Origin of the sequence: Microcystis sp. M44BS1 (assembly GCF_020244875.1) — a bacterium.
GTDB lineage: Bacteria > Cyanobacteriota > Cyanobacteriia > Cyanobacteriales > Microcystaceae > Microcystis > Microcystis panniformis.
Genome location: NZ_JADBVM010000245.1, coordinates 1 through 22,546, shown reverse-complemented (window position 1 = coordinate 22,546; position 22,546 = coordinate 1). Strand labels below are relative to the sequence as shown.

18 protein-coding genes and 2 tRNA genes are annotated in these 22,546 nt (G+C 43.4%); 13 read left to right on the top strand and 7 right to left on the bottom strand.

Going from position 1 to position 22,546, the window contains the following annotated elements; genetic code table 11:
• The 3 genes from IM515_RS19365 to IM515_RS19355 all read left to right on the top strand — a co-directional run.
• On the top strand, positions 1-921 hold a 921-nt coding region (locus IM515_RS19365), incomplete at its 5' end, for a group II intron reverse transcriptase (protein ID WP_287698138.1).
• Between the two features lie 629 nt (positions 922-1,550).
• The gene (locus IM515_RS19360; RefSeq protein WP_287627487.1) at positions 1,551-3,377 is read left to right on the top strand and encodes a peptidoglycan DD-metalloendopeptidase family protein; all 1,827 of its coding nucleotides are present in this window, start codon (positions 1,551-1,553) and stop codon (positions 3,375-3,377) included.
• A gap of 92 nt (positions 3,378-3,469) precedes the next feature.
• A tRNA-Met gene (locus IM515_RS19355) sits at positions 3,470-3,543 on the top strand.
• A gap of 456 nt (positions 3,544-3,999) precedes the next feature.
• Here the strand turns inward: IM515_RS19355 and IM515_RS19350 are convergent.
• Positions 4,000-4,842, bottom strand: coding sequence for a methyltransferase domain-containing protein (locus tag IM515_RS19350; protein ID WP_287627486.1), 843 nt, complete (start codon positions 4,840-4,842; stop codon positions 4,000-4,002).
• A 169-nt stretch (positions 4,843-5,011) separates the two neighbouring features.
• Here IM515_RS19350 and IM515_RS19345 point away from each other — a divergent pair, with 169 nt between their 5' ends.
• The 6 genes from IM515_RS19345 to IM515_RS19320 all read left to right on the top strand — a co-directional run bounded on the left by IM515_RS19345 (position 5,012) and on the right by IM515_RS19320 (position 11,272).
• Positions 5,012-6,085: an extracellular catalytic domain type 2 short-chain-length polyhydroxyalkanoate depolymerase gene (locus IM515_RS19345; protein WP_287627485.1), complete on the top strand. Its 1,074-nt coding sequence runs from the start codon at positions 5,012-5,014 to the stop codon at positions 6,083-6,085.
• Positions 6,086-6,145: 60 nt separating this feature from the next.
• Positions 6,146-6,688, top strand: a complete 543-nt coding sequence (locus IM515_RS19340) for a phasin family protein (protein ID WP_287627483.1) — start codon at positions 6,146-6,148, stop codon at positions 6,686-6,688.
• Positions 6,689-7,029: 341 nt separating this feature from the next.
• Positions 7,030-8,235, top strand: a complete 1,206-nt coding sequence (locus IM515_RS19335) for an FAD-dependent hydroxylase (protein WP_287627482.1) — start codon at positions 7,030-7,032, stop codon at positions 8,233-8,235.
• Between the two features lie 92 nt (positions 8,236-8,327).
• Positions 8,328-8,401 (top strand) — tRNA-Pro (locus IM515_RS19330).
• 131 nt (positions 8,402-8,532) lie between these two features.
• Entirely contained in the window at positions 8,533-10,455 is a 1,923-nt protein-coding gene (locus IM515_RS19325; RefSeq protein ID WP_287627481.1) for a S9 family peptidase, read from the top strand.
• 631 nt (positions 10,456-11,086) lie between these two features.
• Positions 11,087-11,272: a hypothetical protein gene (locus tag IM515_RS19320; RefSeq protein ID WP_002759041.1), complete on the top strand. Its 186-nt coding sequence runs from the start codon at positions 11,087-11,089 to the stop codon at positions 11,270-11,272.
• A 175-nt stretch (positions 11,273-11,447) separates the two neighbouring features.
• Here IM515_RS19320 and IM515_RS19315 read toward each other — a convergent pair whose 3' ends face one another.
• On the bottom strand, positions 11,448-12,083 hold the full coding sequence (locus tag IM515_RS19315; protein ID WP_185237267.1) for a hypothetical protein: 636 nt from the start codon (positions 12,081-12,083) through the stop codon (positions 11,448-11,450).
• Positions 12,084-12,423: 340 nt separating this feature from the next.
• On the opposite strand from IM515_RS19315, the gene IM515_RS19310 reads away from it, so the two are divergent.
• The 4 genes from IM515_RS19310 to IM515_RS19295 all read left to right on the top strand — a co-directional run bounded on the left by IM515_RS19310 (position 12,424) and on the right by IM515_RS19295 (position 17,037).
• Positions 12,424-13,428: a helix-turn-helix domain-containing protein gene (locus IM515_RS19310; protein WP_185237268.1), complete on the top strand. Its 1,005-nt coding sequence runs from the start codon at positions 12,424-12,426 to the stop codon at positions 13,426-13,428.
• Between the two features lie 651 nt (positions 13,429-14,079).
• Positions 14,080-14,679: a J domain-containing protein gene (locus IM515_RS19305; RefSeq protein WP_287627480.1), complete on the top strand. Its 600-nt coding sequence runs from the start codon at positions 14,080-14,082 to the stop codon at positions 14,677-14,679.
• 2 nt (positions 14,680-14,681) lie between these two features.
• Positions 14,682-15,746, top strand: coding sequence for a hypothetical protein (locus tag IM515_RS19300; protein WP_287627479.1), 1,065 nt, complete (start codon positions 14,682-14,684; stop codon positions 15,744-15,746).
• Positions 15,747-15,978: 232 nt separating this feature from the next.
• Complete coding sequence (locus IM515_RS19295; RefSeq protein WP_287627478.1) at positions 15,979-17,037, top strand: D-alanine--D-alanine ligase family protein; 1,059 nt, start codon at positions 15,979-15,981, stop codon at positions 17,035-17,037.
• A gap of 131 nt (positions 17,038-17,168) precedes the next feature.
• Here IM515_RS19295 and IM515_RS19290 read toward each other — a convergent pair whose 3' ends face one another.
• The 5 genes from IM515_RS19290 to cpcB all read right to left on the bottom strand — a co-directional run bounded on the left by IM515_RS19290 (position 17,169) and on the right by cpcB (position 21,921).
• Complete coding sequence (locus IM515_RS19290; RefSeq protein ID WP_287633045.1) at positions 17,169-17,912, bottom strand: Uma2 family endonuclease; 744 nt, start codon at positions 17,910-17,912, stop codon at positions 17,169-17,171.
• A gap of 78 nt (positions 17,913-17,990) precedes the next feature.
• Positions 17,991-19,655 (bottom strand): bifunctional 3,4-dihydroxy-2-butanone-4-phosphate synthase/GTP cyclohydrolase II, encoded by a 1,665-nt coding sequence (gene ribBA / locus IM515_RS19285; RefSeq protein WP_287629063.1) that lies wholly within the window; start codon positions 19,653-19,655, stop codon positions 17,991-17,993.
• A gap of 137 nt (positions 19,656-19,792) precedes the next feature.
• Positions 19,793-20,671: a phycobilisome linker polypeptide gene (locus tag IM515_RS19280; protein ID WP_002771745.1), complete on the bottom strand. Its 879-nt coding sequence runs from the start codon at positions 20,669-20,671 to the stop codon at positions 19,793-19,795.
• A gap of 176 nt (positions 20,672-20,847) precedes the next feature.
• A complete protein-coding gene (cpcA, locus tag IM515_RS19275) occupies positions 20,848-21,336 on the bottom strand; it encodes a C-phycocyanin subunit alpha (protein WP_008205508.1) in 489 nt (162 codons plus the stop codon).
• 66 nt (positions 21,337-21,402) lie between these two features.
• A complete protein-coding gene (cpcB, locus tag IM515_RS19270) occupies positions 21,403-21,921 on the bottom strand; it encodes a C-phycocyanin subunit beta (protein WP_002771747.1) in 519 nt (172 codons plus the stop codon).
• Positions 21,922-22,546: the final 625 nt, after the last annotated feature.

The window sequence follows — 22,546 nt, the reverse complement described above, 5'->3', positions numbered from 1 at the left end:
GAACTCAAACTAGAAAAAACAAGAGTGTGTCATACGCTCAAACCCATTGAATATAATGGAAGAACGGAAGAACCCGGTTTTGACTTTCTAGGATTCAATATCAGGCAATACCCAACAGGAAAACATAAATCTGGGAAAACAAGTGGGGGAAAAGGATTAATTGGTCACAAAACCCACATTAAACCCAGCCAAAAGGCAGTTAAAGCCCACACAGAAGCGATTAAAGGTGTAAATAAAAAACACAAAACAACACCTCAATCAGCCCTGATTAGTCACCTAAACCCAATCATTAGAGGTTGGGCTAACTACTACTCAGGAGCAGTATCTAAAGATACCTTCAATAAACTAGACTACACAATCTGGTTAATGTTAAGGGCATGGACAGTATCAAGATGCGGTAAAGCGAACTACAAAAAGCTGAGAAATTATTTTAGACCGGGTACAGTTAAACTCAGTAATGGGAAAGAAAGACACGAATCTTGGTTATTTCAAACCAAAGATGGTTATCAATTATGGAAACATAATTGGACACCAATTGTCAGACATACCCTAGTACGCCCCGACGCTTCACCTTACGACGGAAATTGGACTTACTGGGCGACCAGACGAGGACAAGCAATCGACACACCTACAAGAGTAGCCAAACTACTTAAGAAGCAACAAGGCAAGTGTAGCCGATGCGGACAGTATTTTACCCCATCGGATTTAATTGAAGTTGACCACATTCACCCTATCAGCTTAGGCGGAAAGGACGAATACAAGAACCTTCAATTACTACACCGCCACTGTCACGATGATAAATCGGCATCTGATGGAAGCCTAAAATCATCTAATTCGACATCACCCGATGTTAATGCAGATAATACAAGGTCAACAAAAAGATGTCAAGTTGTATCCTTAACAAGGGAACAATCAGACTAGGAGCCGTGTGAGGTGAAAGTCTCATGCACGGTTCTGAATGGGAGGGGAGGTCGGTGACGACCTTCTCGACCCCTAATAGTATGACAGCCTTTTTCTGATCAAGACGAAGTGTAACCTAATTTGCTATGGACGACCGACACCTCGCACCCCACACCCTGCCCCCAGAAAAAATTTTTTCGGCAAACCCTATTTATCCGGTATTGACCTTGAATAGCCATCGTTGCCCCTTGTTTCCTGTCGAGCGGCGAATGATTAATAATTTCTTTGTAAATCGCAAAACAGATAAAAAATTTCTATGAAAAAACTGGCAAAAATTGGCAAGACCAAAAATGCTGATCAGCTTGGAACAACTGAGATAGAGCATCGTCAATCTGGACATTCAAAATGTCACCAACTTGCCGTGATCCCGATGCTAATAGTCAGAGGGAGACTTGCATAATTTCAAAATCTAAGTTAATCTCTCCTAAAAGTCACCTTTAGGTATTTTGACTAAAAAGAAAGTTGCCTAACTTCTACTCTAGCCTCAAGGCTAATGCTGAAAGCTAGAATCATCGGCTTCATCGACTGGCTCTAGCTAACTCTTTACACCACAGGAGGTCTGTTTGAAAGAGACTTTTATCCACAACCCCATGACATCCGCTACCCCAGAACAGAATAGCAATGCTGAGTCTAACCGAGTCCGTTGCTCGGCTGCCCTGCTGGGATTAGCACTCTCTCTGGGAGTACCTAGCCTTCTCAACTCCACCTCAGAATCAGCCCAGGCCGCCAATTCTGTACCTCCGGAATGGGAAGTGATCGACCTGTCCCAAAAAGCCAAAGCTGCGGGTAAAGAACTAAAAGAACCGCAAATAATCCAATCCCAAGCACTTGCTACCGTCAAATTCATCGCCACATCAGTAGTTGACCATCAGGTAAAACCGGGAGAATCCCTGTGGAGTTTAGCCGACACCTATCAAACCACCCCTTCAGCGATCGCTACCCGCAATAATCTCTCCCCCCAATCCGATCTGATTATCGGACAAACCTTAAAAATTCCCACTCCTGAGCAGTTGCCCCCGGCAGCCCCGGCAGCAACTCCTGAGCAGTTGGATAGTTCCTCTGCTAGTCTGCGTCAAACCCGTCAACGTCTCCAAGAAAGTTTGGCCGCCTTGCGAACCGAGGAAACCCCCCATCAGTCCAATTCTGGGGAAACAGTAATCGTTACTGAAACTACCGCTCTCGTTCCCGATAATTCGCCAACTAGCGTCGAGATTCCCGTTATTGCTCCCGAAGAATCCCCTCGACCAACCAGCCAGGTGATCCCGATTCCCGTTCCCACCCCTGAAAGCGATCGCACGATAGCCCCAATTGCCGTTAATCCTCCCTTGACAAGCAGACCGGAAATTCCCAGCGTCGCCCTACGAAATCCGGCTCCTGTGACTGAAATTCCCGCCGTTCCCAATCCTCGGGTCATAATTCCCCCAGAAAATCAAGTTTATCGGGTTCGGCCAGGAGATACCTTAAACACGATCGCTCGCGCTCTCGGCATCACCCCCGCCGAATTAGCCAGGGAAAACGGCATTGACAACCCCAACCGGATTAAAGTTAATCAAACCCTAGTGATTCCCGACCGCTCTGCCAACGCTAGAGTTAATCAAAATCTTACCCCCTTGGTCGCCGATCGCCCTAGATTGTCCTTTAACCCCAGCAATCGACAAAATTTGCCCGCCGCCACCGCCACCACGGGGACGGAAGAATTCCCCGAAAATATCACCGGCAGCTATCGGGAAAGATTGCGCCAAGAGGTGGCTAATCTGCGGGAAACTAACCTTTCGGAAACCCAGAAAAGTATCGCTATTCCCGTCGATAATCCCGCAGAAACCCCCGATGATCGGCAAATAACCCCTAATCCCCAATGGAACGCCCTTCGTTCTCGTTCTAACCAAAGCACCCCCCCCCAGATTATCGGTTCGGCTCCTACCAATGTGGAAGAATATAATGACCGCCTCCGAATTCCCGTCGGCGAAACCGTAGAACCTTCCCTTCCCCCCCTCACTAATCCCGATGAGTATTTACCTAATCCCGCCCCGATTTTTACCGGCTTTATCTGGCCCACTAGAGGTGTGTTAACCTCCGGTTTCGGTTGGCGCTGGGGCAGACCTCATCGCGGCATCGATATCGCCGGTCCAGTGGGTACACCAGTTGTGGCGGCGGCTGCCGGTGAAGTAATCGCCTCCGGTTGGAATTCGGGTGGTTATGGCAATCTGGTGAAACTGCGTCACCCCGATGGTAGCGTCACTCTCTATGCCCATAACAGCCGTCTGTTGGTGCGTCGCGGCGAAACTGTTCAGCAAGGCGAGCCAATCGCCCAGATGGGTAGCACCGGTTTTAGCACCGGCCCCCACCTACATTTCGAGGTTCACCCCTCCGGCCAGGGAGCAGTCAATCCCATCGCTTTCCTGCCAGGCAGACGTTAAAGATACCCCCCAAAGGGAAGATTTTTTCTTCCCTTTTTTGCTCTTGTGCAATTGGGTGATTATGTGTTATGATTGATAACTGTGTAAACAACGGCTTAGTAGCTCAGTTGGTCAGAGCAGGGGACTCATAAGCCCAAGGTCGGCAGTTCAAATCTGCCCTGAGCCATCGCAATCAACCTCCTCTTGGGAGCCTCCTGGCATTTTTTTCGCTCTTGTCGGGCCGAACGGAAGTTCCCCCATACAATCGTTCCCTAAAAAAAACTGTTCCTTGAACCCAGCAAAAATCCCCCCAACACCTGCCCCCCACCAAAGCCCTTTTTTTGATTCTAGGAAATTCGCACCCATAAGTATGGGAAAGGACTTGACTTTATCCGCGGTTTGCGCTATGCTTTTCTTATAATGGGAATCTGTGCAAATTTGTTTATATGCAAATATTCCGATTATGAATAAAATCTTTTAAAAATATTATCTCAAAATCTCCCCACAAAAGCAAGCAAAATTTTGCCGATAATTGTTAAGTTTTGTTAAAAAGAAATACAGAGATCGGCCTTTATCGATGCAGAAGGTATCACCCCCGAACAAAAACAGGATTTGATTCGACTTACTTGCGAATCACCAGCGATTATTTTTTCCCTTGCAGTAAACCAAAACGAATTAAACCCGACTCGTAACCGCGCCGCATTAACCCTAAAGATAAGGCCCCTTGGATAGTAGTATAACCGCTTGCTAACAAACCAGCGATCGCATCTGTGCTGAGGGCCGAATCAATCACCACATCCCAAAAAGCCGCCACCGATAGAGACCAATCATCGGTTTTTAGGTCTTGAAAGCCAACTTCACGGGCAATATCGGCGTATTCTGGCAAAGAAATCACATAGGGCAGACAATAAACCTGATAAATCTCGTTTAATAGTTTAATCTCCCCTTCCGTTAAATTACCGGCCAGGGAAGTGGTGGGACGATGACACCAAGTGGCCATCAAAAAAGTCCCCCCGGGCTGCAAAACCCGATAACATTCCCGCAGAAATTGCCTTTTATCGGGCATATGTTCGCCACTTTCCAAAGACCAGACCAGATCAAAATTATTCTCAGGAAAGGGGGTTTTTAGGGCATCAGCCACACAAAAACTCACTTGTTCCCCTAAATTGAACTCTTGCGCTCTTTGGCTGGCTCTAGCGGCTTGTACCGGGGAAAGGGTAATCCCCACCCCTTGGCTGTGAAATTTTTCGGCCAGATAAAGACTACTGCCACCAATACCACAACCCACATCGAGAATCTGATTAGCGCCGGTGACACCACCCCAAGTTAATAATTCTTCTATTAAATCAATTTGTGCCTGACGGCGATCGAGTTTAATCTTGCCGCCGCGACCGTAGTAACCATGGTGCATATGTTCGCCCCAAATCCTTTCCCATAGTCCACTAGAGGAGTCATAAAAATCAGCAATTCGTTGATAAAGTTCCATGGTGATTTCCTAGTTAAGAGAGGCACTCTTGCCAGAGATTGGCCAGATATGTTATACCAAATCCTGTGGAAAAAGTACGGCAAAGTGGGAAGTGGGGAGCGGGTTTTTAAATTTCGATCTGTTTTACTTTATCTTAATATCATAGGTTCCGATTTTTGCAAGAGGTCTTATGATTAAGACAGGATTAAAACTACTGGCTGTTTTGATTTTTAGTATTTTTATCTTCCATGGGGCGGTCTTGGCCGAGGAAGCAGCCAAGCTATCCGGTTATCAGGCAGATTTAAGCCAAACATCTGTTTCCGGTCTTTCATCAGGGGCCTTCATGACGGCCCAATTCCATGTGGCCTACTCAGATAGGCTGGTGGGAGCAGGTATAATTGCTGGCGGTCCTTTTTTTTGTGTAGGTTCTTACGAGACGGATCCAGAGCAATTTTTCGAGCAAGCGACATCAACTTGCATGAATCCTCTGACTGAGTCAGTAGGACCGGATGGGAAAAGATTATTTAAAAAAGCTCAAGAACTGGCCAAGGCTAACAAAATTGCCGATCTCAACAATTTAAAAGATGATCGAGTCTATCTATTCAGTGGTTCAAGTGATCGCGTAGTTACAACTGTCGTCGTTGACAAAGTAGAAGATTTTTATCAAGCTGCCGGCTTGCCCTCAGAGAATATTAAATACGACAAGAATATCAATGCCGGTCATGCCATAATTGTCGAGGAGTCTAGGGTGTCATGTTCAGATACTAAGTCACCCTTTATAAACGACTGCGATTTCATGCAATCCCATCGGATTTTAGGGCATATTTATGGCAAGTTAAATCCACCGGTTGACTCTAATAGATTAAGTGGCCAGATTATTCGGTTTGACCAGAGCGAGTTTATTGACGGTAAAAAGACGAGTATGAGTCGGGAGGCTTATGTTTATGTACCTGAAGCCTGTAAAAAAGAAAGCTGCAAAGTTCATGTAGCTATTCATGGTTGCAAACAGGGGGCAACGGAAATTGATGATACTTACTACACTAAAACCGGTTACAATGAAATAGCTGATACCAACAGGATAATTGTCTTATATCCCCAGGTTGAACCGTCAGCATTAATCCCTTACAATCCCCAGGGATGCTGGGATTTTTGGGGATATTCCAGTGCAGATGCAGATAATCCCGTCTTTTATACTAGAGAGTCTCCCCAGATGAGGGCAATTGTCGCTATGTTAGAACGGTTGGCCGAACCGCACCCTCAATAATTTAATCTTTTTGCTGGCACAGACAGAGAAATACATTAAGCAGTTTACGAGGAAACTACCATGCAAAACGAGCTAGTTAAACAGTGGATTGACTCGAACAAGTTGGCAATAGAGTCCTTCAAGAATATTACGGCCACTAATGTGAACGCGATCGATGCCATGTTAACAAGTTTTGTTAACCCCAGTGCTTTCGCTGAACTAAGCAAGGGTTATCTAAGCTTGACCAAAGAATTGGGGGAAGTTTATACCGATAGTATTAATGAACTATTTCAAAGCCAACTGAAGCTGGTGAATTTACAGGCAACCTCTGAGTCTTTTCAGGACTTGGGTGAAATTTATGTCAGTTCGATGACCAGTCTTGGACTAAAGCAAGCAGAATTGATGCGCCTGTATCTAGAAACTACAGCCAAATATCTAGAGATATTAAAGAGCGCTCAAAAAGTAGATGATCTATTCAATGTCCAAACCAGTATTTTTAGCGAACTTCAAGAAAAGTTGAAGGGGAATATGCTCGAAACAATGGGAGTTCTTAACTCTATCAATACTGCTCTGGACAATTGGACTCAAAAAAGCCTTGACGCATTCGCATCTGATCAGAGTTAAAAAAACTTGATCTTGCGGGTTATGTCTTTGGCCAAGTTCCCGGGTTGCTGCCCCAAACATATCCCCAACGGCGGGCAAGTGCCAGCGCCGCTGCCTTGGCCGTCGGGGTATCGAGGAAGACTGGCGCAGCAGGAGCATCAGCTAACAGGGCAGCAGCTTGTTATCGCCCTTCCAGAAGTCCAGGAAGAGCGATAACCCGAAACTCTCGGCAACGGGACAAAACCCTTGAAAGTCTATCAATGGCTAGGTGGGGTGAAGACAATCAAACCCGACAGCAACCCCGAAAATCGTGTCAGAATAGATCAGTGTAGTCACTGATGATCTTTGAGAAAAATATTTATATGTTAAGACGGGACAGCTACGATTTAATCATTGTCGGGGGCGGTATAGTCGGGACCACCCTAGCGGTGGCCTTAAAAAATACAGGATTAAATATCGCTATGATCGAGGAACGCCCCCTAGAGGTGGCCGCCTCCCGTCGTCAAGCTTATGCCCTCTCCTTGATGTCCAGCCGGATTTTTACAGGCTTGGGTATCTGGGATAAAATCTCACCCAGTATCGGTAAATTTCGTCATATTCGCCTTTCTGATGCCGATTTTCCGATTTTTGTCCCCTTTGTGGTCGATGAGCTAAAAACCGATTATTTGGGCTATGTGGGCGAACATCAAGTGATTCTAACGGCCCTGCACAATGCCAGCCAAGATTGCGATCGCATTGACTGGTTATCCCCTGCCAAAGTGTTAGAAGTGGAGTACGGAGCAGAAACAGCCACTGTCACCCTGGAAGAAGCCGGTCAAACCCGAAAAATCACCACAAAATTAGTTATCGGGGCCGATGGAGCCAGATCCGCTATCCGGCAAGGGGCGCAAATTAAAACCAAAGGTTGGAAATATTGGCAATCCTGTGTCGCTTTCACCATTAAACATCAACTCGATCGCAACGATACCGCCTTTGAAAGATTTTGGCCCACCGGTCCGATGGGCATTTTACCGCTCCGGGGTAATCGCTGTCAGATCGTTTGGACAAATCCCCATCAAGAAGCGAAAAAACTGCAAGAAATGCCCGAAGCGGAATTTCTTGACAAATTAGAAGCATATACGGGGGGATTACTGGGAAAAATAGCATTAGTTAGCCCCCGCGCTCTCTTTCCCGTACAGTTAATGCAGAGTGATACCTATGTTAAACCCCGACTGGCTTTAATTGGCGATGCCGCTCACTGTTGTCATCCCGTCGGTGGTCAAGGTTTAAATTTAGGCATTCGCGACGCGGCCGCTTTAGCGCAGGTATTAAAGGAAGCAGCGGAAAAGCAAGAGGATATAGGAGCGCTTTCTACCCTAAAATCCTACGAAAAATGGCGTAGATCCGAGAATTTAGCGATTTTAGGCTTCACAGATTTTCTAGATCGCCTGTTCTCCAATAACTGGCCGCCCATCGTTCTCATCCGTCGTCTCGGATTGGCAATGATGCGCGGTTTTCCCCCGTTGAAATTGTTTGCCCTGCAATTAATGACGGGATTAAAAGGACGTATTCCCCAATTAGCTAGATAGCTGGCCGCTAATTCCGGGGATGGGGGAGAAAGGAAGAAAAAAAAAGCTTGCAAAATGCTGCGATTATCGCTATGATGGTTAAGGTTCAATATCGGGGCGTAGCGCAGCTTGGTAGCGCACTACTTTGGGGTAGTAGGGGTCGTGGGTTCGAATCCCGCCGCTCCGATTGCAGAAAAACAGAGAGTCAGGTAGGGATGCACCTAATCCCTACTTTGTTCTGTTTACTCGAAATTTTCTTAATTTATCAGCGTTTCTGATCCAGTTAGTTCACCATTAGAATCACTGCTTTAGTCGAAAATGTCTCATCAAATATCAGCTTACGGTTCCTGGAAATCACCGATTACCTCCGATCTAATTGTGGCAGCATCGATTAGTTTTGGCGGTGTAACTGTAGATGGAGAAGATATTTATTGGTTAGAAGGCAGACCACAGGAAAAGGGGCGAAATGTTTTAGTTAAATTAAACCCCGACGGCACAACTACAGACATCACTCCAGTGCCTTTTAATGTGCGAACTCGTGTCCACGAATACGGGGGAGGTTCCTATCTAATTGTTGCGGGAATTATCTATTTTTGTAATTTTGCTGACCAAAGAATTTATCGCCAAACTGCTGATAGTTTACCCCAACCTCTAACCCCAGAAAATTCCTGTCGTTATGCGGATTTAATTCTCGATAAATTTGGCAATCGTTTAATCTGTGTTTGTGAAGATCATAGCCAAAAAGAGCGGGAACCAGTTAATAGTATTGTCAGCATCGATGTGGATACGGGAGAAATAAAAACTTTAGTATCTGGCGATGATTTTTATACCTCTCCTCGCCTAAGTGCCGATGGTTCTCGATTAGCTTGGATTAGTTGGAATCATCCTAATATGCCCTGGGATAGTTCTTTTCTCTGGGTGGCCGATATTAATAATCTTTATTTGAGTAATATTCGGGTCATTGCTGGCGGTGAAAATGAGTCAGTGTGTGAACCACGCTGGTCTGCCGATGAACAGTTATATTTTACCAGCGATCGCAATAATTTCTGGAACTTTTATTGCTTTAAACACGATGAACAAATAGAACCAGTTCTCGAACCGATAGAGGCTGAATTTGCCTATCCTCATTGGGTTTTTGGTTTATCTAACTATGGCTTTGCTGGGGAATCAAAGATTATTTGTAGCTATACAAAAGATGGTCGTTGGTATTTAGGAAGTATCGATACTGTTAATCGAGAATTCCAAGAAATTATCACTGCTGATACTAACATTTCTTCCCTACAAGTTAGGGAGAGCAAAATAGTTTTTATTGGCGGTTCTTTCAGGGAAGTAACGGCGGTTATCTCACTGGATTTAGCCACAGGAACGAGAGAAGTCCTCAAATCTTCCAGTAATTTAACCATTTCTAGCGATTATTTCTCGATTCCGGAAATGCTCGCTTTTCCCACCAGTCAGGGACTAACTGCGTATGCTTGGTATTATCCCCCCAAAAACCCCGATTATACCGCCCCCAATGGCGAATTACCGCCCCTTTTAGTCAAAAGTCACGGTGGACCGACGGCTGCGGCGACCTCTAGTTTAAGTCTGCGGGTGCAATACTGGACCAGTCGCGGCTTTGGCTATCTAGATGTCAATTATGGCGGTAGTACGGGTTATGGTCGTCAATATCGTCAGCGTTTGCTGGGAAATTGGGGAATTGTCGATGTGGAAGACTGCATCAACGGGGCAAAATATTTGGTTAATCAGGGATTAGTCGATGGGGAAAGATTGGCAATTTCCGGAGGCAGCGCCGGTGGTTATACAACTTTAGCGGCCTTAACTTTTCATGATACTTTTAAAGCAGGAGCTAGTTATTACGGAGTTAGTGATTTAGAGGTTTTAGCCACCGATACCCATAAATTCGAGTCGAGATATTTAGATAAATTGGTGGGACTTTATCCTCAAGAAAAGGAAATTTACTATCAGCGTTCGCCTATTCATTTTACCGCTCAGTTATCCTGTCCGGTGATCTTTTTCCAAGGTTTAGAAGACCGAGTGGTTCCACCCAATCAAGCGGAAATGATGGTAGAAGCTTTAAAAGCGAAAGGTTTACCCGTTGCTTACGTTCCCTTTGCGGGAGAACAACACGGATTTCGTCAAGCTGAATCGATAAAACGAGCATTAGATGCAGAATTTTATTTCTATTCCCGTCTCTTTGGTTTTACTGCTGCTGATAATTTAGAACCCGTAGAAATTAAGTAGTCGTGCCAAATTAATTTCCTAGGTTCGAGAGGCGCTGAGGCCAATTCAAGTCTGAATTGCATCACTGTCTGAGGCGAATTACCATTGTTGCACAAGTAATACTAAATTCGTTGAGCATATAGCGGTGTGCAGTCGTATGAGGTACAGTGTCACGAGCTATAAACCATGCTAGGCAAAGCTTGGTCTGTATCTCACTCAAGCGCTTACCGCTATAGGCTACTTATGAAGACAGGCAACAGGCAAAAGGCAAAACCCCCCCCCACCCCCCCCTGTCCCCACGAAAAACTTTTTGCCGCAAACCCTAACTACTTCTATTAAGCTCGCTTATTAAGCTGATGTGGAGATGCTTAAAAGGCGCATCTCGCTTTTCCAAATAAGTTTTTGGACAATTCACAGTAAATATCTACAGATTTGACCGTTGGGCGGGTCTAGGCTTAACCATAGTCTCTGTCTCGGTTTCAGGCTTTTCTTCTCATTTTAACTCTCTTAGATTGATGAAAGAGAGATAAGTTGTGTTGAGAAATGTGTAGAGTTGCGGCCGACCCTTGACTGGAACCTAAGCTCTCGTGATAACTTGTATAGGAGTTATCGACAAGACACCATCAGCTAGACAGACCTTTCCAGTTTCTCTATGTTTCATCCTAACCAATCGGAAACCCGTGAAGATATCCGCGAGTATGTAGCTCAACTACAGCTTCACATGGCTTTACAAGCTCGTAATCTCGTGCCTAGTCTGACTAATACTAGCGATAGTCGCGAGAAACTGCTGCAGGATACCCAAGCAACCATCGAAAAAATCGTTTCCCGTCATTTCTAGTTGACCGATTTTACGCAAGTAATCTCTTTGAACCAAGAATCCCCGTCGCTTTAGTGCGGGGATTGTCAACGCCCTAGGATTAAGGGGGGATCAAGGTAGGGTTGATTCATGAATCAACCCTACTATGAATCAACCCCCCGACGTCGGGGGGGTTGCCTTTTGCCTCTCCTCATAACTAGCCTTTACTCAAGGGATTTAGTATAATATCATCGGTAATGGTAACGATAATTCTTTGCAGCTTCGCACCTTGAAACTCGTAAGGAATCTCGTGTTTATATTGAGTTAGGAAGTTAGGAGTATGATTTGATAAAGTTCTTATAATATCGACATTTTGTTCGATGTTATTAATATACAGTTTCATATTATCTATTGTGCTGTCACCCAACTTTTCATCGGAAGGGGCGATTATCTTTGGTTTGGCAAATTCAACTTTGAGTGTCACCTCGCTACTAAGACGAGGAAGATCACAGGTGATCCTCTGTTGTTGTCCTAACCAGTTATAGACATAACATAGTTTTCCCTGATAGATGTAGAAACTATGTCCACCAAAATATCCACCCTGCGCCATCAGAACACCTTGTAAGTCCCCTTTAGCTTTGGAGAAATCAATAGTTGCTTCGATGGCATAGAAACGAGTGCTAATATTAGGGGCAACAGCTTCGGAAATTTCTGATCCCCCTGGATGATAGGTATAGCTAAATGTGGTATATTGTGGGTGATCAGAAAATGCTGGGGGACGTAATTGCGGAATTTCTCCACCCAATACCGCAGACCCAGAGCAATCTTCAAGTGGCATATATTGTTTAGCCATCGAAATCTCCTTAGTAATTGATAACGGAAAAAACTGAGAGATTTAGCGGCTCTTCTCGACTTGGTGTGATAATCAGTGCTTATCATTCGTAGGAGTCTTGCTAGGCAAGGCTTTGAAGACTATATTTCTGGAAAATTATCCCTATTCTTCTTACTCCCACACAGGAACGAGAAGAGCCGATTTAGCTGGAATTACACTGATGGACAAAATTAACAAACCAACTCTGCTTTAACTCATACTACTCAGTCCTCTATGCTAAGATGATCCGAAAAACGCAAGTCTTTAAATTGATGGGCAAAAAAAGTTTAATTTTACTCAATAACTAAGGAGTTATATATAGGTGTTTATTTTTGACAATAAAACCAATATTTTAATTAATTCTCAGGAATTAACCTTTAAAAGTGAATATTTTTGTGACTTTTCTCTCTATTTTCAGAATCGAGAATTTCTCAACGCAGATGCTTTACAACTCAGTGGTGATCATTTTGAAGGGTATCTTTCAAGGATCATCATCGATGAAGTGATGTTAGAATTATCGCAACGTAATTGTTTAACGAATGTTGCGGGAGTAACCCATTCTAAAATGTGGGTTTTTGCGATTCCTGTTCAGGTGAATTCTGTCTTCTTCCAAAATTTGTATCCATTAGAAAATAACTATCTTGGGATTATCCCCCCTAAATCAGAAATTTCCGTTTTTCAACATCCTTTTTCTAATCGTTTTCAGCTTTACGTTCATGATAATTATCTGCAACAATTGTGCCAAAGTTTAGAGTTACCAGAAGCGAAAAAGTTATTAAATTCTTCCGCTTCTTCTATTGTGATTTGCCCATCGGAAAAAATTCGTTATCTCCAACAATCTTGTCATCAACTTTATCAAATGCTATTTAATTTAGATTGTCAACAAATATCTGGGCAAAGAAAAGCATTAAGATTGAATTTTATCAGGCAAAAATTAAAAGAAGAAATTGTCAAATATTTTCTTTTGACTTTAGCAGCAACCAAAGATATTAAAATCCCTAAAAACACTATCAGACGCAGCTCTATTCTCAAAAAAGCAGAAGAAATGATGAGAAAAAATCTGCGTTCTGATCTTACTATTCCAGCGATTTGTCAAGACTTAGAAGTAAGTCAACGCACCTTAGAATATATATTTAAAGACTTCTATCAAATGTCTCCTTACAATTATTTTAAATTGCTTCGTCTTAATGCTCTACATCAATCTCTTAACCAAAATAATCAGACAAAATTAATTTATGAAATTGCTGAAGAATTAGGTTTTTTTCACCGAGGATATCTAGCCTCTGATTATAAAAAACTGTTTGGTTACTTTCCCTCTGAAACCTAAAGAAATAGTAGGGGTAGGAATGAAAATTATTTTTAGATTTATCCGCCTTATTTTACGATTTTTTACTTCCTCTTTCTTGAATGATCAGCTACTCTTAATAATTAAGCTTCTTGCTTAAGTTGACACCAATGAAAGCTTCCGTCCATAATGTGACGTGGTGAACATTTTTCACCCAAAGACTCAGAGAGCCATCTTTTCTTGATTAGGTAAAAATTTCCCGACTGTCTCCTCAATTCTAGTCTCAACTTTACCATCGCTCTTGGGAATCTTATCTTTAGAATGACTGCCTAGCTAAACGGCTGCGGCTCTCTTCGGTTTGGTGGGTAAAATGTATTCTAAGATACAGTTCTGCTGGCGAGGGAGTGGAAGGAACCACTCCAGACACAGAACACACAAAGATTGATCTCTTCTATAGTAAGTTAAACTGATCACACAGAACCTAGAAGAGCCACGGCTGCTCATTTATTGACTTAAATCTATAATATGCCAGCAATTTTTTTTATGATTAACCACTTGACAAAGTGGCCACAGCAGTGGCATTAATTTAAGATAGGAAGTTTTCGGGAGTCAGTCGTCGGTCGTTCATACCAAATTAGCCTACACTTCATCTTGATAGGAAAGGCTTATTTTTTGCAGCTTCTTAGGGAAATTATGACCACTAATCCTCTTAACTCGCTCATTTTAGAGCAGATTAGTCATATCTGTGAGCAATACTCGATCGAAAGTCGTATTCTCGAAGATTTTGCCGATTTTGTCATCAAAAACCACCGTAAAAAGTCTCCCAAACCATCGTTAACTAAATCAAAAACTACAGCGACCACTACAGTTAAAAAAGTTAAACCTTTAACTCTAACGCAACTTAAACAGGCAGTTTATGCCTATTTTGAGGTTAGCAATACCACAGAATTAAAAAAATCGAGTATGTTTCAAATGGCTACTAGAGCCTTTGATAACATCAATTTATCTCAGCGAGAAAGTTGGGAAAAAATTTACAGAGAGTATGTAGGTATTTTACCAGAAGAAGATGGAGAAACTGGTAAGCATTGTATTAATGGTATTAATATATTTAAGTATTTTTATCCCTATCGTGTTTTCGAGCTTGATCCCAAAACTGCCAGCAAGGAAGACATTAAAAATGCCTATTATCGTCTTTCTAAAATCTATCATCCTGATAACCAAGAAACAGGAGACGCAGAAGTTTTTGATTGTTTAACTGTCATGTATAAGTCTATCACCACGGAGATAAAATAATCATGCCTCAGAAAGCAAATACCTTCCTGATCCGGGATACCGAATTAGCTCAATGGTTTTCTATTACTCTTGAAAAACTAGACAAAATTGTTGATATTTTTGATGCTGATCCTAATGATGATTGGGATTTAGTTGAAGGTGTCGATTATCAATTTGTCAACAAAAAAGATAAAGTTAGAGTGTTTTCTTTTGAAGGTGCTTTAAAAATTGCTTCCTATATTGATCAGCATGAAAAGCGAGGAATTTTATACAGATTTAGAGAATTTTTTACTAAGCACGATCAAAAAATTCGTCGCTCTTTGGCACGAAAATTAATTTTTAATGAATTGGCTGACTCTGGCGAAATTAAAGTTTATCAAGGAGTGGCTATGATTCATAAACAGAGTTTGCGGCGAATTTTAAAAACTAATGGAGCCAAGCTAAATCAAACATTCAATAATCTTAAACTCCACGAATCTTCATCTTTGAAAGTTGATGATGAAGAACTTGCTAAGGTAATCAAAAATACTAAAACAGAAGTTCGTCCTTTAAAAATAGGAGTAGATTTTTACGAAGATGAAAAAAGAGAGTTTTGGTTCTCTGAAAGTGGAGTTGTTCGCATTTCTAAATCCATGAGTGAAACTTTGACGAATAAATCGCGCCAAGAAATGTGTAAAATGATTGAAATCGAGTTTCCTCTTGCCTTTAAAGAAATTCAGGAAAATCTAGATGACGATACCAAACAAAAAATCGAGATTGAAAAGGCTAAAAAACGAGCTAAAACTAGAGATAAAAACACTTGTCAGGTGACAGGGCAAAAACCGGATAGAAATAATAAATTTAATCTCGCTGTCCATCATCTTTACTCTGTCCAAAAATATCCCCATCTAGCGACATTAGATCTGAATTTGGTGACTATTAAAGAAGAAATTCACCAAGAATTCCACGGTAATTTAGGGGGATTTAATAAACCTTGTACAATCGAGGATTTTATCGAATTCTTGCACGTTTACTATCCCGAACATCATGGTAATTTAGCCTTAAAACTTCAGAAAACTAAGAAAAAACTGGAAAAATTAGCTAAATAATCATTCAATTTGGGGGTGTGAATAGCTCCAAGGTGATTATCGATTTTTTTAGGGAAAGAACGACCACATCTCATCATGAGCGATAATTAATTTATCGAAAGTTTGGGTTAAAACTCCTATCTGACGAGGAACAGCCGCATCTAAATCAATTGCAACTATTGTCAACTCCGCCCATAGTATATATGATAGTTGAACTCTAATTTAGGATCTAGCTGGGTCTAGAGAGGATAATATGGATAAGATCAAGGTAGGATTGTTGTTTGGTGGTCGATCGGGAGAACACGAGGTATCTATCAATTCGGCTCGATCGATCCTGCAAGCTTTTAATTATCCCGAAAATCTTGACAAATACGCCGTTATCCCCTTCTATATCGATAAAAATGGCTGTTGGCATTCGGCAGCAACTGCTAGACAAATTTTAACCTCGGGGCAACCCCTAGCTATTGAGAGTGATATAACAGTCAATATCTGGCAATTTCCCCCGGAAGTGAGGGAAATCGAGGTTTGGTTTCCAATTCTCCACGGACCGAATGGGGAAGATGGCACTTTGCAAGGATTACTCACTCTCATGCGGGTTGCTTTTGTGGGTAGTGGGGTCCTGGGTTCATGCTTGGGAATGGATAAAATTGCCATGAAAACTGCTTTTGCAGCCGCTGGATTACCCCAAGTTAAGTATAAGGCCATAACCCGCTCGCAGGTGTGGTCAAATGCCTGTGTTTTTCCGCAATTGTGCGATCAAATCGCCGAGGAAATAGGTTATCCTTGTTTTATTAAACCGGCTAATTTAGGTTCTTCGGTGGGTATTAGTAAAGCACGCAACCGGCAAGAATTAGAGGCTGCTTTAGATAGTGCTGCTAGTTATGATCGACGGATTATTGTTGAAGCAGGAGTAACCGCAAGGGAGATCGAATGTGCGGTTTTAGGTAATGATAATCCCCAAGCTTCTTTGGTGGGAGAAATTACTTTTGATAGTGATTTTTATGACTATGAAACTAAATATACTGACGGGCGATCGAGTATGGTGATTCCCGCTAATATTCCCGATAAAATTGCTAATCAAGTGCGAGAAATGGCTGTAGAAGCATTTAAAGCTGTGGATGCTGCGGGATTGTCGCGGGTGGATTTTTTCTATGTGGAGAAGACTGGGGAAGTGTTGATCAATGAAATTAATACTCTGCCGGGGTTTACTAATTTTAGTATGTATCCCCAACTCTGGAAAGCCACCGGTTTAGAGTTTGATAAATTGGTCGATAAGTTGGTACAATTAGCCTTAGAAAGACAGGAAAAATAAGGTTAAATTACCACCATTTCTAGGATAGGAATTACCTATTAAATAGAAGATAAATTTTGTCTTTGATTCCCCCTTAATAAGGGGGGAAACTGACAATTTTTAACACCTAACTACTTAGAGATATTGATCAATCAGATAGTTTCAGGATCAATGCCCAATTCTCGTAATTTTTGGGCTAATTTTTCCTTCTCCAAGATAGCTTGTTCTTTTTCGAGGATAGCCTGTTCCTTCGCTTTTCGTTCCTGTTCCTTTTCTAACAGAATCTGTTCCTTTGCTTGTCTTTGCTCTAATTCAGCTTCTTGGGGAGTGGGAACCAATTGACCATCAACGGTAAAATAACGCAATTTACTCTCAAAAATCCCTAAATATAGTTCTAATTGTTCACTCCATAAATAGCCGTTTTCATTAGCAGGAATAGCCTGATATTGTCCCGCAATTAGTCTAAATCCTTGCAATTCTAAGGTATTAGGATCGAACCAAAAATAATTAGGAGTGCGAAAGGTATTTTGATAGAGAATTTTCTTTTTAGTGCGGTCAATATTGGCCGTAGAATCGGAAAGAATCTCCACGATTACATTGGGATATTTACCCCCTTCTCCCCAAACTACCCAACTTTTGCGGGGACGTTTTTCTGTATCTAAAACCACAAAAAAATCAGGACCACAGAAATCGCGCTTTTTCAGTTGTTCTTCGTTATAGTAGATAGTCAGATTACCGGAAGCATAGTAATCGTTTTTCTCTTGCCATAATAATTCTAGACAACTGAGAAGAATTATGATCTGTTGCAGATGTAAATCACTTTCCAAGGGTGGTTCATCACTCCATAAATCGGTGGGGGGACAGGTAACTTCCGGTAAAATGTCGAGAGTTGTCATAGTTTTTCCCCGTTATACTAGCTTTGTTTAATTATAACTGTTACGATCTTTTCTGGTCATAAAAAACTAACTTTTGGCTCAATCACGAGTAAAACTGTAGATAATTTGGGTAGCTAATTGTGGTAATTGTGAGAAATCTTCATCGGACATTTTTTGACGATCGAGTTTCATTTGTAATCCCGTCATCGAATCGTCTCCGTCGGAAATTAAAAATTCTAAGCGTTCAATTTCCGACCAATCTTTAACGTCATTTAATATTTTGTCAATAACCAAAAGGTAAGGATGGGAAGGATTTTTATACCAATTACTGCTGACACCCTGACGAATATCTAAACCTAAATGTACGATCAAAGGAGCGCGATCAAAAAGGGCATTGGCTACCGGTCGGGTTTCTTCTTGGAGAGATAATTGATTAGTGCGACTTAACTGCCGTAATTTCTCTAATTGATGATATCTTTGCGAAATTGACGGCGGATTTTCCTCCCAACTGAGAGCGATAGTCACTAGATAGGTTTGTAAGAATAGATGTCCTAACTTTTCCGCTTTTGTGGCCAGATAATTGGAATTATAATCATTAGCCTCGATCAGCAAAGGTACTCGCTCGACTATTTCCAAACCATAGCCTTTTAATCCGGCAATTTTACGCGGATTATTGGTAATTAAACGAATATTTCTCACTCCCAAATCGTTAAGCATTTGCGCTCCCATGCCGTAATCGCGCAAATCGGCGGGAAATCCTAACCTTTCGTTGGCTTCCACCGTATCTAATCCTATATCCTGTAAAGAATAGGCTTTTAGCTTATTAATTAAGCCAATTCCCCGGCCTTCCTGTCGCAGGTAAACCACCACCCCTAAACCGTTGTTTTCAATCATTTTTAAGGCAGTTTGCAACTGTTGCCGACAATCGCAACGCAAGGATCCCAAGGCATCTCCGGTCAGACATTCTGAGTGCATTCGTACCATTACAGGTTGATCACCAAAGAGAGCGGGATCACCTTTCACAATAGCAATATGTTCGGTTTGATCTAATAAATTTCGGTAGGCATAAAGCTGAAAAGTGCCGAATTGACTAGGAAAATTACAGACCGTTTCCCGATGGACAAAGCGATCATGTTTTAAGCGATAACTGATCAGATCGGCAATGCTAATTAACTTGAGATTATGCTGACGAGCGTATTCAAATAGTTGCGGTAAACGGGCCATGGAACCGTCGGGATTTTGGATCTCACAGATAACTCCCGCCGGATACAACCCGGCTAACCGAGCCAGATCCACGGCTGCCTCCGTATGACCGGCGCGTTTTAAGACTCCACCGGCTTTAGCACGAATCGGGAAGACATGACCGGGACGGGTGAGATCGTCGGGACGAGTGACTGGATTAATGGCAACTTGCACGGTTTTCGCCCGATCTTCTGCTGAAATGCCAGTTCTAACCCCTAAGTGGGGAGCGGCATCGATGCTAACAGTAAAAGCGGTTTGATTGCTATCGGTGTTCTTTGTCACCATCAAGGGTAATTCGAGAGCATCAAGACGCTCTCCCGTCATTGCCAGACAGATTAAACCGCGAGCTTGCACTGCCATGAAGTTAATCAGATCGGGGGTGGCAAATTGGGCCGCACAGATTAGATCTCCTTCATTTTCGCGATTCTCATCATCAACTACGACAATGGCACGTCCGGCTTTGATTTCCGCTAAGGCAGTATCGATAGAGTCAAAAGCGATCGAAGTGACAGTCACAGGCATTAAAACGAGGGAATTATTTTCATTCTACAGGTTTGCTCGATCTGCTGAGGGTCAATTTCTGCCAGTTCCCTAGAAAGAAGTCTCCCGGTGAACCTGACGGCTGCCCGGGAGACTTTTAGTTATCTTAAGCTAGAAAATTAGTTCAAACTAGCGGGGGTGATGCTGGCAACTTTGCCACCGAGACGGTTGATCTGTTGCAGGGTGTTATTTAACTGTTCAAAGGGGACAATAACCGCTTTGCTACTGCGACGGACACGGGGATAACCCGGTTTGCTAATAGCGGCAATTTCCACGCGATAGAGCTTACCCACATCACCATAGGCCACACTACCACCAAGAGCTTTACTGGGGGTGTTGCGTTGAGCAGAGGGACGATAGGCCCAACCATCGCTGCCACCGGAGGGACCGACCACTGCCGAAGCACCATTTTGAGCTAATTCCACCGCTAAACGGGAGGTTTTGCCGGCAATCTGAGAGCGATCGCTGTTGGCATAACCGCGATAGAGTTGGAACATCCGGGTAAATCCCACGGTTTTTTGACCGGGTTGGGTGGCGAAACCGCGATAGTAGGGAACGATGCTATCGCCGAAGTTTTCGGTATATTCGGCGGAATCGATGTAGGAGTCGATATCGGCCTCGAATCCTTTGTTTTCATAGAGATCGAGGTGATAGACCACTTCCGACTCATCGTAGGGAGCGCGACCTAAAAGATGTTTGATATTAAGTTCGATGACGCGGGTTTGGAAGTTACCGTAGAAGAATTTGTTCTTATACAGTTCCGATTTGGCCACGGCGCGGACGAATTCCCGCACGGTGATCGAACCGTTGCAGAGTAAGGATTCGGCACTGGTAAGGCGCTCGGAACGCATGATATAGTCATTGCCTAGCACCTGACGATAGACGGCGCGAATAACCGCCTGTGCGTCGTCACGGGACCAATCGGGACGTAATTCCACGGGAGCAACCTCGCTAAAAGCGGTTGTCCCTAAACGAGAAGCTGAGGTAGTAATTGCCACTAAAGTTCTCCTACAAAAAAATGATCATTTTCTGACCCCTCAAAACTAGGGGAGGATCAGTTCGATTACCTGGCCGCCTTGACGATGGATATAACAAGGTCTGGAAGAACAGGTGATTGCTAACCCTTTTGCTAACAACCTCCTGTCTTTCCAGACCAGCAGTTTTTTCGATTGGACTAGCTGAGAGCGTTGATAGCGTAGTCGATATAGGAGTTGGCTTCCACCGCAGGGTCGCCACTTAAACCATGGTTGGCTTTGATATATTTGAGAGCTTCGATGTACCAGCTAGGAGACAGGTCGAAGGTGCGGTTGATTTCGTCGATACCAGCGATGAGGTACTCGTCCATCGGACCGGTTCCACCAGCAACTAAGCAGTAGGTCACCATGCGGAGGTAGTAACCGATGTCACGAGCGCATTTGTCTTTACCGCGTTGGTCCGCCGCAAAGTTAGCCCCTTGCATTTGGGTGGTGTAGGGGTACTTGTTGTACACCGCTTGAGCTGCGCCGGAGATCAAAGAACTGGCTTTTTCAGTCAACGCTTTAGCAGCGGTGAGGCTGGCAGAAGCTTGACGAAAACGACCGAAAGCAACTTGGATTTCGGTGCTGCTTAAGAAACGACCTTGAGAATCAGCGGCTGCTACGGCTTCGGTAAGGGGGGTTTTCATTGTTTGGTATCTCCCAATAATCTTGCAATAAGTTTCCTACGGTTTAATTGAGACTAGCCCTGGGGACTAGGCGACAGCAGCGGCGGCGCGGTCGAAGTAGCTGGCAATTTCAGACATTAAAGCACTGCAATCGCCGGGGGTGACACCGTTGCGATCGTTAGCAATGGATAAAGCAGCTTCTTTCATTTTGCTTACGCCAGCAGCTACGGAAGCTCCTGGTACTCCTAAAGCTACATAGGTTTCGCGCAGACCATTTAAGCAACGATCGTCGAGAACACTGCCGTCGCCAGAGAAGGTAGCGTAGGTAACATAACGCAAGATGATTTCCATGTCCCGTAAGCAAGCGGCCATACGACGGCTGGTGTAGGCATTACCACCGGGGGTGATCAGTTGGGGCTGTTCAGCGAACAGGCTACGAGCGGCGTTAGCAACGATGGTGGAAGCGTTACTGGTGATCCGGTTAACAGAGTCCATCCGTTTGTTGCTGTCGGCAACCATGGCGCTGAGAGCGTCTAGTTGGGAAGAGCTTAAATATTCGCCGCGAGCATCAGCTTGGGATACTACCCGGGTGAATGCGTCAAACATTGTGACAATCTCCTAAATTTAAATGGGATTTGCTTGCAATTAAAATTTTCCCTCTTAAGGGATTTCACGGTGAGTCTGGACGAGCCTTGACCGTGATTGTTGCGATTTACTTTAAGAAACCTGAAAAAACTTCACGGCTCTCTCATAAATCACCTAAGGAGGTTAAACAAGTATCCAGCTTAACTTTTGTCTGTTATCTTGGCCCCTCAAGTTAAATTTATACACTGCTGTCGAAACTTTGTTTGTTACATATTATTAAGTTTTTTGCTGTCTTTTTGTAACAGTCACTTAACAATGACTCGATCGAGTTGGTCATCAATTCCTGACATGGCTCAAAGCCTCTCACCGTCGGGAAATCAGAGAAAGCAAGGCTTTAAGGGTATAAAGGGCAGCAAGATAAAAATTTTAAGTTTTTTTTAATATTTTCCCGCTTTCCCTTCCCCTATTGCCCAAGGATTGCCCTTTCCAGCCCTGAAATACGATGAAGTTTTGTAAAGAGGGGTGTGGGGAGTGGGGTGTGGGGAAGTGGGGAAGTGGGGAAGTGGGGAAGTGGGGAAGTGGGGAAGGGGGGAAGTGGGGAAGTGGGGAAGTGGGGAAGTGGGGAAGTGGGGAAGTGGGGAAGTGG